The sequence below is a fragment of the Haliea atlantica genome (assembly GCF_054779855.1).
Window position 1 is genome coordinate 278,325 of the sequence record NZ_BAAGXL010000005.1, and the last position, 12,690, is coordinate 291,014.

At 67.6% G+C, this 12,690-nt stretch carries 7 protein-coding genes; 3 read left to right on the forward strand and 4 right to left on the reverse strand.

Features of this window, described 5'->3' with window-relative positions:
* Positions 1 to 80 precede the first annotated feature (80 nt).
* The 3 genes from recC to recD are packed head-to-tail and all read left to right on the forward strand — an operon-like array spanning position 81 to position 9,612.
* Entirely contained in the window at positions 81 to 3,671 is a 3,591-nt protein-coding gene (gene recC / locus ACYVGS_RS06495) for an exodeoxyribonuclease V subunit gamma (RefSeq protein ID WP_460587855.1), read from the forward strand.
* Positions 3,668 to 7,486, forward strand: coding sequence for an exodeoxyribonuclease V subunit beta (gene recB / locus ACYVGS_RS06500; RefSeq protein WP_460587856.1), 3,819 nt, complete (start codon positions 3,668 to 3,670; stop codon positions 7,484 to 7,486). Before recC ends, recB begins: the two co-directional genes overlap by 4 nt.
* Complete coding sequence (gene recD / locus ACYVGS_RS06505; RefSeq protein WP_460587857.1) at positions 7,483 to 9,612, forward strand: exodeoxyribonuclease V subunit alpha family protein; 2,130 nt, start codon at positions 7,483 to 7,485, stop codon at positions 9,610 to 9,612. The genes recB and recD overlap by 4 nt, the downstream gene beginning before the upstream one ends.
* Positions 9,613 to 9,643: 31 nt before the next feature.
* On the opposite strand, the gene ACYVGS_RS06510 is transcribed toward recD, so the two are convergent.
* The 4 genes from ACYVGS_RS06510 to ACYVGS_RS06525 all read right to left on the reverse strand — a co-directional run bounded on the left by ACYVGS_RS06510 (position 9,644) and on the right by ACYVGS_RS06525 (position 12,511).
* Positions 9,644 to 10,354: a Rossmann-fold NAD(P)-binding domain-containing protein gene (locus ACYVGS_RS06510; RefSeq protein WP_460587858.1), complete on the reverse strand. Its 711-nt coding sequence runs from the start codon at positions 10,352 to 10,354 to the stop codon at positions 9,644 to 9,646.
* On the reverse strand, positions 10,351 to 10,713 hold the full coding sequence (locus ACYVGS_RS06515; RefSeq protein ID WP_460587859.1) for a thiol-disulfide oxidoreductase DCC family protein: 363 nt from the start codon (positions 10,711 to 10,713) through the stop codon (positions 10,351 to 10,353). The genes ACYVGS_RS06510 and ACYVGS_RS06515 overlap by 4 nt, the downstream gene beginning before the upstream one ends.
* An 86-nt stretch (positions 10,714 to 10,799) precedes the next feature.
* Positions 10,800 to 11,606, reverse strand: a complete 807-nt coding sequence (locus ACYVGS_RS06520; protein ID WP_460587860.1) for a metallophosphoesterase family protein — start codon at positions 11,604 to 11,606, stop codon at positions 10,800 to 10,802.
* Entirely contained in the window at positions 11,603 to 12,511 is a 909-nt protein-coding gene (locus ACYVGS_RS06525; RefSeq protein WP_460587861.1) for a diacylglycerol/lipid kinase family protein, read from the reverse strand. The genes ACYVGS_RS06520 and ACYVGS_RS06525 overlap by 4 nt, the downstream gene beginning before the upstream one ends.
* Between the last annotated feature and the right edge of the window lie 179 nt (positions 12,512 to 12,690).

Here is a 12,690-nt window from a genome sequence, read left to right on the forward strand (position 1 = left end):
TACAGCGCTGCGCCGCGCCGCGGCATGGCGTAGAGTTGTCGCCGACGCCGCGCACCAGTCGACGCCAGGGAGGGACCGGCATGACACAATCGCCCCCATCGCACGCCCAGGGCCTGGTCGTGCTGCAGGGCAATCGCATGGAGGATCTGCGCGACCTGGCCCTGATGTGGCTGGCGCGGGAGCCCTTGCACCCCCTGGATCACACGGCATTTCTGGTCCAGAGCAACGGTATCGCCCAATGGCTGAAGACCTCCATCGCGGAGTTGCAGGGCGCGCCGGGTCGCGGCATCTGCCTGGGGACGGACGTCATGCTCCCGGCCCGCTTCCAGTGGCAGGCCTACCGCAGCGTGATCGAGGCCGTCGAGGGCCCCGGCCGCGTACCCGCTACCTCCCCCTGGGACAAGACGCGTCTGCGCTGGCGCCTGCTGGGGCTGCTTCCCACACTTCGGGAGGACACCTTGTACGCGCCCCTGGAGCGCTACCTGATCGGGGACGACACGCTGCGCAAGCACTACCAGCTGGCCGAGCGCCTGGCTGACCTCTTCGACCAGTACCAGGTTTACCGGGCCGACTGGCTGAGCGCCTGGGAGGCGGGTCGCGACGAGCTGGTGCTGCCGACGGGGGAGCGGGTGCCAGTTCCCGCGGACCAGCGCTGGCAGCCAGCGCTCTGGCGACATATCGGCGAATCCCTGGCGCCGGTGGATAGCGGCAGTCACCGCGGCGCGGTACACCGGCGCTTCCTGGCGGCCGCTGGGCAGTTGCCCTCCCGGCCCGCGGCGCTGCCACCGCGGGTGGTGGTGTTCGGCATTTCCTCGCTGCCCCGACAGATGCTCGAGGTGCTGGCGGGGGTGGCCGCGGTCAGCGAGGTGATCCTGTGTCTGCTCAACCCCTGTGAGCACGACTGGGGCGAGATCATCGAGACCCGCGAGGCCCTGCGCCGCTACCATCGCCAGCAGCGTCGGCGGGGCATGCCGGCGGCACTGCATCTCAACCCAGAATTGCTGCACCTGCATGCCCACCCGCTGCTGGCGGCCTGGGGCAAGCAGGGGCGCGACTACCTGCAATTGCTGGGACAGTACGACGCCACTGATACCGAGGCCCTGGCGGCTCTGCAGCAACCGGTGGATGTCTTTACGCCGCCGGATACCGAAACGCTGCTGGGGCAGTTGCAGGCGGACATTCTTGCCCTGCGACCCCTGGCAGAAACACAGGCGCACTGGCCGGCGCTGGTGCCGGGCGGGGACCGGTCGATCCGCTTCCATGTCTGTCACAGCCCCCAGCGGGAACTGGAGGTCCTGCACGACCAGTTGCTGGATGCCTTTGCCGCCGACCCCGACCTGCAGCCGCGGGACGTGATGGTCATGGTGCCGGACATCAACGACTACGCGCCCTACATCGATGCGGTTTTCGGGCAGTTCCTGCCCGGAGAGCCGCGCTATCTGCCCTACCACGTTGCCGACCAGCGACAGCGCCACCGTGAGCCGATGCTGGTGGCCGTGGATACCCTGTTGTCCCTGCCGCAGCTGCGATTCCGGGCCAGTGAGATGCTGGACCTGCTGGAAATCCCGCCCCTGCGGGAGCGTTTTGGCCTGGCGGAAGGCGACCTGCCGATACTGCAGCGCTGGATACGCGGTGCCAATATCCGCTGGGGGCTGGACGCCGAACAGCGCAGCGACCTGGATCTGCCCCTGCACGATGAGCTGCATACCTGGCGCTTCGGCCTCGAACGTATGCTGATGGGCTATGCGGTGGGCGAGCCCGACAGCAATGGCGACGACTGGCAGGGCGTGGTGCCCTACGATGAGGTTGCGGGGCTGGATGCGGCCCTGGTGGGCCCGCTCTACCGCCTGGTGCTGACCCTGGAAGAGTTCCGGGGTGCCTTGCAGGCGCCGCGGACGGCCGCCGAGTGGGGGGAGACTCTGGCCGCCATGCTGGATGCCACGCTGCAAGCGACCCAGCCCGCGGAGGAGAGCCTCCTGGGAATGATTCGCGGGAGCCTGGAGGACTGGCTGGAGGAAATCGAGGACGCCGCCCTGGCGGTGCCCCTGCCCCTCGCCGTTGTGCGGGAAAGCTGGCTGGCGCGACTGGATGAGCCGCGCCTGTCCCAGAATTTTCTGGTCGGGCGGATCACCTTTGCCACCCTGATGCCCATGCGAGCCATACCCTTTGCGCATATTCATCTGCTGGGCATGAACGACGGGGCCTACCCGCGCAGGGTGGATACGCCGGATTTCGATCTCATGGCGCTGCGCGGTCACTATCGCGCGGGCGACCGCTCGCGCCGGGATGACGACCGCTATCTCTTCCTGGAGGCACTGCTCTCCGCGCGGCGGCGCCTGGGTATCAGCTGGTGTGGCCGCAGCGTGAAGGACAACAGCGAGCAGCCCCCCAGTGTCCTGGTCGGTCAGCTGCGGGACCACCTCGCGCGCGGCTGGCGTCTGGAGGGGCAGCCACCGCTGGAGGCGCTGGGTGCCAGCGCGGCCGGTGCTGCGATGCAGGCGGTCCTCGCGGCGCTGACCACGGAACACCCCCTGCAAGCCTTCGGTGCGGACTATTTCCGTGGCGAGGAAGACCTGTTTACCTACGCCAGCGAGTGGCAGGGCATTGTCGACACACCTGCCGCGCCGGCGGTGAAAGCGGCTGAATCGCTGCCGCCCTGGCAGCCGGAGGCCGCGGTGACCCTGGCGCAACTGGAGCGCTTTCTGCGCGACCCGGTGGCGGCCCTGTTCCGCGAGCGGCTGTCGATATCACTGAGCGAGGCTGACCTTGCGGGTGAGGACGATGAGCCTTTTGACTTCGATGGCCTGGCCACCTGGCAGCAGCGGGACGCTCTCCTGCAACCTCTCGGCCAGCAGCTGGCGCAGACACCCGGGCTGAACCTGGCAGAGGTTTTCTCGGCCCGGGTCGCGCAGCGTCAGCGGGCCGGCGATTATCCGCCGCAGCCCGTGGGGGCCATCGTTCGCGAGTCCTTGCTCGAGCCGCTGCCGTCGACCCTGGAGGCCTACCGCGAGCTGCTGCGGGAGTATCCCCAGCGCCTGTCGGTGGCCCCCCAGGTAACAGTGGTCCCAGAACCTGTGGGGGATGCGGCGGACCTGTCCCTGGAGGGCAGCCTCGACAGTTTGCATCAGGGAGCGACCTCCGCGGGCGACCCTCGCCTGGCGCGCATCGTGCTGCTGACCAGCCCCGTTCACCAGGGCAAGGAGTGGCGCTGGAGCCAACTGCTGCGTCACTGGCCGGCCCACCTCGCCCTGCAACTGCTGCAGGCGGGTGCGCCCAGCTACCTGGTGTCGCCGAGCGGGACCCTGACGCTGCCCGGCATGCCCGCCGAACAGGCGCGCACCTGGCTCACCCGGCTGCTGCAAGCCTGGCATCGGGGCATGCACCGTCCGACACCCACTCACCCGGAGCTGGCACTGCCCACCCTGGGCCATTACCCCCCCGCGACAGGAAAGTCGGCCGCCTGGCCGCCGGCGGAAGCCTGGCAGGACCGCAGGCTGCGCGATGAGTGGCGCAGAGCCTGGGAGCGGCTGGAACAGCGCAACCCCCTGTTGCTTCGCGAGTTCCCGAGCCTGGAATCCCTGCTGGCGGCGCCCGATTTTGCCGCCGCGAGCCTGGGACTGTATGCCGACCTGCATGGGTGGGTGAGTGCTGAGAGGGAGGAGCAGTCATGAGCCCGGCGCCGGACACCCACAAGAACCTTGCCCTGGACCTGCCCCTGCGCGGCACGCGGTTGATCGAAGCCAGCGCCGGCACGGGCAAGACTTTCACCATTGCTCTGCTCTATGTCCGCCTGGTACTTGGCCACGGTCAGCCAACGGGCGAGAGCCCCGGCCGCGACAACGGCTTTTCCCGCACCCTGGTGCCGCCGGAGATTCTGGTGGTGACCTTCACGGAAGCTGCGAGTCTCGAGCTGCGCGACCGCATCCGCCATCGCCTGGTGGAGGCGACGGAGGCCTTCCGGGCGCAGGAGGGCGACGACCTTGGGGAGCGCGACCCCCTGCTGGCACAGCTGCGGGCGGACTTTCCGCCGGAGACCTGGCCCCACTGCGCCCGCCGCCTTGAGCTGGCCGCAGAGTGGATGGACGATGCCGCCATCTCCACCATCCACAGCTGGGCCCAGCGCATGCTCCGGGAGCACGCCTTCGACAGCGGCCGCCTGTTTCGCCAGGAACTGGTCAAGGACCTGACCGAGCCCACCCTGGAGGCGGTCGCCGATTACTGGCGAACACGGGTGTACCCCCTGGATGCGGCACAGGCCGCCGCGCTGCTTGCGCTGTTCCCCTCGCCCCAGCGACTCTACCGGGACCTGCGCGGCCTGCTGCAGCGCGATGATGCCAGCCTGGTTTACGCCGGCGAGCCGCTCGAGGGTGAAGACTATCGCGCCCCGCTGGCGCGTCTGGGCGCCTGCGGCGCGAGTCTGCATGCATCCGAGCTCCGGGCCCGCGAGGCCTGGGCGCGCGATGCCGCCCAGCTGAAGGAGACCTTGCAGGACCTGCGGCCGCGCCTGAACGGCACCCGCTTCCGGGGCAAGAATGACGACGCGACCTTCGCCGGGTGGTTGGAAGAGCTGCATCGCTGGGGGCGGGGCGAGCTGCCGCTGAAAGACACTGCCTTCGTGAAAAAACTGGCGCGGAGTCAGCTGCAACTGAATCAGCGCGAGGAGCCACCCGCCCTGCCGCTGTTCGAACATCTCGACAGCTGGCATCGCGCCCGGGCCGAGGCGGATGACTTGCAGCGGTCGCTCTATCCCCTGGTGCTGGCCGATGCCCGCGACTGGGTCTCCCGTCGCCTCGCCGAGCAGCTGGAAACACGGGCACAGATGAGCTTTGACGACATGATTCGCGGTCTGGCGGAAGCCCTCGAAGGCCCCGCGGGCGAGAGTCTGGCGGCGCGTATTCGCGTCCAGTTTCCGGTGGCGATGATCGACGAATTCCAGGACACCGACCCGGCTCAGTACCGGATCTTTGCCGCGATCTATGGAGTGGGTAACCCGGCGCCCGGGCGCGAGCCGGCCGCGGGCACCGCCGGGGTCGACGACGATACCGCGCTGATCCTGATCGGTGACCCCAAGCAGGCCATCTACGGCTTTCGCGGTGGGGACATTCACACCTACCTGGCGGCGCGCCACGCCACTCGGGGCAGCCACTACAGCCTGGATACCAACTTCCGCTCCAGCCAGGCGGCGGTGAACGCGGTCAACCACCTGTTCCTGCGGGCCGAGGAGACCCACGAGCGGGGCGCTTTCCGCTTTGCCCGGTCCGGGCATGCGGAGGACAACCCGCTGCCGTTTCACGCGGTGCGGGCCCGGGGCCGCCGCGAGCAGTGGTTGCTGCGGGACCAGCCGGTCGCGGCGCTTACCGGCTGGCTGTTGCCGGGGGACAGGGACAGCGGCCTGCTGGGCAAGACCGACTACCTGCGCGAGGCCGCCCGGCACAGCGCCAACCGGATTGCCGACTGGCTGAATCTCGCCGCGGAGGGCGCCTGCGGTTTTGGCGGGCCCGGGGAGGGCGCGCCCACGCCCCTGCGAGCGCGGGATGTCGCCATCCTGGTGCGCGATCGCAGCGAGGCCAGGGCCATCCGGGAAGCCCTGGCGGAACGGGGCCTGTCGAGTGTCTACCTGTCCGATCGCGACAGCGTGTTCGACTCCCCGGAGGCGCGCGACCTGCTGTACTGGCTACGCGCCATGGCCAGCCCCGAGTCGGTCTCCACCCTGCGCTCGGCCCTCGCCACCGCTACCCTGGGCCTGTCGCTGTCCCAGCTGGACCTGCTACAGCGCGATGAGGCCGCCTGGGAACGCGCCCAGGAAGGCTTTGTCGGCTACCGGCAGCGCTGGCAGCGGCAAGGTGTATTGCCTGCCCTGCGCCAGCTGCTGCACGACTACAGGGTGCCCGAGCACCTCCTGGCCGGGCCGCGCGGTGAACGACGATTGACCAACCTGCTGCACCTGGCCGAATGGGCCCAGCAGGCCAGCGACACACTGGATGGCGACCACGCCCTGGTCCGCCTGTTGGCGGAACACATCGAAGAACCGGGGCAGGATGAGCAGATCCTGCGCCTGGAGAGTGACGCCGATCTGATTCAAGTGGTCACCATCTTCAAGTCCAAGGGACTGGAGTACCCGGTGGTCGTGCTGCCTTTCATCTGCACCTTCCGGGAGGTGACTGCCAAGTCTGGACGCCCTCTGTTTCACCGTGACGAAACCCCTCTGCTGGAGCTCGCGCCGAAGAAGGAGCTGGCGCGGGACAGCTTCGAAGCGGCCGATGACGAGCGGCTTGCCGAGGAAGTGCGTCTCCTCTACGTGGCGCTGACCCGTGCCCGTCACGCGACTTTCCTGGGGCTGGCGGCACTGAAAACCGGCAACGCGAAGACCGCCGAGCTGCACAAGTCGGCGCTGGGCTACCTGCTGGCGGGTAATGAGAAGATCGACGATCTGCAGGCCCTGCGCGGGTGCTGGCAGCGTCTTGGCCGCAACTGCCGCGATATCGTGCTCGATGAAAGCGACAGTCGCGATACCCGCTACCAGCTGATCGCGGAGTGCGTCGCACAACACCCGGCTCGCAGCCCGAGCCACCGCAGTTTCCGCCCCTGGTGGATTGCCAGCTATTCCGCTCTACAACAGCGCGCCGGGGCGACACCGGAAACCTTCGAGGCCGAGGTGCGCGATGAGGAGCACCGGCTGAACGAGCCTCGGGTTGGCACTGTTGGTGAGCAGGCTCTTCCGCGTCCCGGCAGCCTGCATGCCTTTCCCCGTGGGCCTGAGCCCGGCACCTTTCTGCACGGTGTGCTGGAAAGCCTGGCCAACGCCGGGTTCGAGCAGGCGCTGGGGGACGCGGGATTGCAGGAGCAGCTGCTGGAGCGCTGCAGGCGACGCGGCTGGGAGCTGCATGTCCCGGCCCTGCAGTCGGGCATGCGGGACTGGTTGACCACGCCCCTGGCCGCCGAAGGGGAAAACGGACCGACGCTGGAGAGCCTGCGACATTACCGCGCCGAGCCGGACTTCTGGTTTGCCACCACCCGGGCCTCTACCGCAGACCTGGACCAGCGGGTCAGCCAGGGGGTGTTTCCCGGCGAAACGCGGCCGGCGCTGCGCCGCCAGCAACTGAATGGCCTGATGAAAGGTTTCATCGACCTGCTGCTCGAGCACGAGGGTTGCTATTACGTGATTGACTGGAAGTCCAACTGGCTGGGGGCAGACGACAGTGCCTACCAGATGCCGGCGATGCAGCGCGCGCTGCTGGACAAGCGCTATGACTTGCAGCTGGCGATCTATCTGGTCGCTCTGCACCGGCACCTGCGCCACAGCCTGGGCGCTGACTACGACTACGAACGCCACGTCGGCGGTGCGATGCTGGTCTTCCTGCGTGGCATTCGCGCCCCCTCACGCGGTGTGGTCCGGATCAAGCCGCCCCGCGCGGTGGTCGAGGCCTGGGACGACTGCCTGGCAGGCGACTCCGTCGCTGACGGCACGGTGGAGGAGCAGGCATGATCGATAGCGGGAAAAACCTGCCCGGGATAGAGGAGGCGCTGGCTGACAAGGCGGCACTGCTGCGCCTGATGTTTGCCTGGGCCGACCAGGGCTGGATCCGCGAGCTGGATGTCGCCCTGGCCCATCGCCTCGCCACACTGGCGGCGGATGCCGAGCCTGCGGGCCTGCTGGCGGCGATGCTGGTCAGCCACCAGGCCGGCCAGGGCCATCTCCTGCTCGACTTGACGCAAGCGCGTAGCCAGCCTCGCGAGCTGATCACGGCGACGCCACGACAGGGTCAGTACGACAGGGAGCTGCCGCTTGCGCCGGATGAGCTGATGTCGCGCATGGGTGACGACTGGGGGGAGCATCTAAGGGGGTGGAGCGCGGTCGGCAGTGGCGCGGGGAATCAGCCGCTGGTGCTGGAGGGCGACCATCTCTACCTGCGCCGTTACTGGCGCTTCGAGGCACAGGTGGCGGGTGGTGTGCAGGGACGCCTGGTGGCCGGCGAAACACCCGAGCCCGGCGCCCTGCGATCGGTGCTTGACCGGCTGTTTCCGCCCGGGGATCCCCGGGCCTACCCCGCCCGCTGGCAGAAGCTGGCCTGTGCCCTGGGGGCCCGTTCGCGCTTTGCGGTGATCACCGGCGGGCCGGGAACCGGCAAGACCACCACGGTGATTCGTCTCCTGGCCCTGCTGCAGGTACTGGCGATGCAGTCGGGAGGCGAGCCACTGCGTGTTCGCTTGGCGGCACCGACGGGCAAGGCAGCGGCGCGGCTCAATGAGTCCATCAGCGGCCAGATCGGCTCGCTGTCGGAGCTTGATCTGCCGCAGGCAGAGCGCGTGCGCGCTGCCATTCACAGCGAAGTCACGACTCTGCACCGACTGCTGGGTGCGCGACCGGATACACGGCACTTCCGGCACCACCGTTTCCACCCGCTGCCCCTGGACGTACTGGTGGTGGACGAGGCCTCGATGGTGGATATTGAAATGATGGCGCTGTTGCTGGAGGCGCTTCCGGAGCACGCCCGCCTGGTGCTGCTGGGGGACAAGGACCAGCTCGCCTCCGTGGAAGCGGGCGCAGTACTGGGCAGTCTCTGCGCCCGCGCCGAAGCGGCGCACTATCATCCCGCACTGGCGGACTGGCTGGAGGCCGCGACCGGTTACGCGATCGAGCAGCCCCTGCAGGATCGCGAGGGGCGGCCACTGGACCAGGCGGTGGCGATGCTGCGGGAGTCTTTCCGTTTCGATGCCACCAGCGGTATTGGCGAGCTGGCCCGGTCAGTGAATGCCGGGGACAGTCGGCGAGCGAGAGCGCTTCTCGCTGACGGCGGTTTCGATGACCTGGAGGTAGTCGGCTTGCCCGTGGGTGACTGGCGTCCCCTGACAGCCCTGGCTGTCGAGGGTGGCGCGGGCGCCGCGCTGCGCGGCTATCGCCACTACCTGGAAAGCATCGGCGACGGGCCGGTCGCGCGCCCGGGCCCCGGCGATCCAAGGTCCGACTGGGATGCCTGGGCGCTGGAGATCCTGCGGGCCCACGGTCAGTTTCAGGTGCTGACACCCTTGCGCCAGGGGGACTACGGGGTCGAGACACTCAATCAGCAAATTGAGCAGGCGCTGGCGCGAGCCGGACTGATACGCGGGGACGTGGAGGGCGAAGGTGTCCTGCAGGGACCGGCGCCCGTGCAGGGCTTGCCGGACCCGCGCCACGGTGCCTCCGATGCGCGCTGGTACGAGGGGCGCCCCGTGCTGGTGACTGGCAACGACTACGGCCTGCGCCTGATGAACGGCGATATCGGGATCGCCCTGCGTGTGCCGCTCGAGTTTGGCAAGCCTGAGCGCGGCACGATTCTGCGTGTTGCCTTCCCCGCCGGTGATGGACAGGGTGGCATCCGCTGGGTGCTGCCGAGCCGGTTGCAACAGGTGGAGACGGTTTACGCCATGACGGTGCACAAGTCCCAGGGCTCGGAGTTCCGGCACACCGCACTGGTCATGCCGGACGCGGTGTCGCCGGTGCTGACCCGGGAGCTGATCTACACCGCGGTGACCCGGGCGCGGGAGCATTTCACCCTGCTGGCGGCGTCCGCCGAAGTATTCAGTCAGGCGGTAGAGCGGCGTGTCGCGCGCCAGAGTCAGCTGTTTCGCTGAGCCACCGCGGCGCAGCCCGGCGAGCCGATGATTACCAGGGCAGCTCCGTGCCGTCCCAGCTCCAGAACTGCCCGCTGTTTTCCGGGCCAAGTTGGTCGATCACGGCGAGCAGCTTGCCAGCGGCGTATTCCGGCGTGAACAGCTTGCCCTCCGGGACACGTGACTGGAAGGGTGCCGAGAGCGTGGTGTCGACAGTCCCGGGGTGCAGCGCTGCCACCGAACAGTGCGGCAAGCGCAGACGCCACTCGATGGCCAGCGTTTTGAGGGCCATGTTCAAGGCTGCCTTGGAGCTGCGGTAACTGTACCAGCCGCCGCGATGGTTCTCGCCAATGCTGCCCACGCGCGCCGACAGGACGGCGAATGCCGAGTGCTGGTCGTGTCGCAGTTTCGGCTCCAGGTGCTTGGCCAGCAGCAGGGCGGGGAGGGTGTTTGCACGCAGACTGTCCAGAAAAAAGTCCGGGTCGAAGCGACGAATGGTTTTTTCGGGGCCGTGTTTCGCATCGTGGAGGAGACCGCCCGCGACGATCACGCGATGCAGCGGTGGCAGACCGGCAGCCAGTTCAGCCACGCTGCTTTCCAGGCCCGGATCGACCTGGTGCCAGTGGACACGCGGGTCGTCAATCTTCGGTGGCGTGCTCGCGCGCCAGGTAGCATCCAGGCCTTCAACACGCTCGTCGGCCAGCAGATGTTCGATCAGGGCACGGCCGATACCGCCGTTGCCACCCACGATGAGGACGTTCATTCTTCCGCTCCCATGCAGACCGAACAGGCATACAGGCGCCGGTAGCGGCGCTCCGCCCAGCGGCGATAGAGGCGTTCGCTCAGCGAGCGAAGACCGGGCCACAGCAGGGGCCTGAACAGCCAGCCCCAGCGGGTGTGTGACCAGGCGCGAACGGTCGCCGGCAGGCCGACCAGCCACTGGCCTTCCGAGGTGTGCAGGTGGAGCCGCTTGAGCAGTATTTCGCGCGATGGGAGCGGGTCCCCGGCGCTGAGCTGGTGGATGTCGGCAAAGTCCAGTTGTCCGCGCTGCAGCCGGCGCAATGTCCGGATTTCACGGGTGCACAGGCCGCACAGGCCATCGTAGTACAGGGTGTCTGGCATCACAGTTGCGCTAGTGGAGTGCTTGTCCCGGATACGCTGCGGAAGCGCCGCTGGACCACATCATGTCGCGCCGCGTCGGCGCTCCATCAAGTGAAAACCTGTGTCTGCCGGTCGGCCAGACAGAAGGCATCCCGATCAGCCTCGAAGTCCCAGCGTTCCACCATGCAGCGTCGTGTGACGTTTTGTTGCTCGCGGGGTGGCGTGTACCGAATGAGGTTGAGCGAGTTGCCAGTCTCGCCGCGAGTGCGGCTCGACAGGGCTGTACCGGCCTGGATCGTCAGGGCCTGGCGCCCACTGTGCCCCTGCAGGGGGCGGATATACGGCAAATGGATATGTCCCGCCAGTAACAGGTCCATGCCGGCATCGACCCAGGCGGGTACCGCAGCCTCGTGTCCGATCAGCAAATTGTGCAAGTCGGACTGTTCGATAGCGCGCACCGGGTGGTGCTGGATCACGACCCGCAATTGCCCTGGCTGTGCTGCGCGTAGCTGATCACTCACGCGCGCTATCTGCCGGGATGAAACGGCACCGTCGACATGCCGCGACGGGCGGGTGGTATTGACGCCAAGGATTTGCAGGGTAGGGCTCTCGAACTGTGGTTCCAGGGATCTGCCTATGTAACGGCGGTAGTTGCCAAAAGGGTTCAGTAGACGGGCCGGCAGGTTGAACAGGGGAATATCATGGTTACCTGGTACCGCGATGACCGGTGCGGAGAGGCGCCCGATAAAGCGTCTCGCCGCGGCGAACTGGTGTCGGCGGGCACGCTGGGTGATATCTCCGGTGAAGAGAATACAGTCCGGCGCCTCGCTTTGCGCGAAGCGGACCAGCGCCTCCATGACAGACGGCCGCTCGGTACCAAAATGCGTATCGGAAATGTGCAGAAGCGTCGTCATTGGTGCACCAATAGCGCGGGGTCGCGAGGCAGCAATAGCGGCAGGCATTCGCGCCCGGCGGTGAAGGTCAGGGGCAGTGACAGGCGTCGGATTTCCCCGTCCAGGGCCACCTTGATGCGCCGGCGGCGCCGGCGCTGTACCTGCAGTTCGGAGAAACTGAAGCAATGCAGGTTCTCTGTCTCGCCGAGTCGCGACACCAGGCCACGCAGCAACAGCCCGTAGAGTGACGGCTTGCCCATCGGCCTGACCAGCATCGCGGCGAGCTCACCTTCCCGGACGGCCGCCGCCAGCGGCACCCCGATGTGTTCCAGTTGCAGTGCATTGCTGCCCACCACCATGGATACGGTCCGCAGGTGGCGTGTCTGGCCCTCCAGGTCCAGGTCGACGTCGAGAACGCGGTGCGCGCGGGCCAGTGTCTTGATCGCCGAAAACAGGGCGACCAGCCGGCTGCGGCCGAGTTGTGCCTTGTCGCTTTCGCGATCCTCCAGAAGGTTGGGGTAGAGGCCCAGGCTGGCGTTCACCAGGAAGATATGACCATTGAGAAAACCGGCGTGCACCGGCTGCACACGAGCGTCGAGCAGGCACCGCGTGGCGGCCTCCAGGTTCTGCGGCAGGCCGTGATTGCGCGCAAAGTAGTTGAAGGTTCCCAGGGGGATCACGCCGAAGGGTATGCCTGAGCCCTGCAGGGCCTGGGCGACCGTGTTCAGTGTGCCGTCGCCACCCGCGCCCACCACGATGCCTTGCTCGACGACTGCGCGCTGCACTGCCTCCCGAGCCATTTGGTCCAGTTGCCCCTTGTCCGCGAGCAACAATTTGGCGGAGCGACCCGCCCGGGTCAAGAGCTCGCAAATACGTTCACCTGCAGCGGCGCCGACCTGCTGCCCGGAACCGTTATTCAGCACCACGAACAGCGGGCGCTCCTCGAGAGGAGGCTCCTGCGCTGTTCCGCGGTATTTCGCACCTGAAGACGGTTTATCCGGCATGGGGCAGATAGTGGCAGCAAATACGCAGAACTGCCATCAGCCCAGGCAGTTTTCGCCGGAATCCTGTCGCGGCCTGCAGGTGAGCCTCACACCCTGTTTAC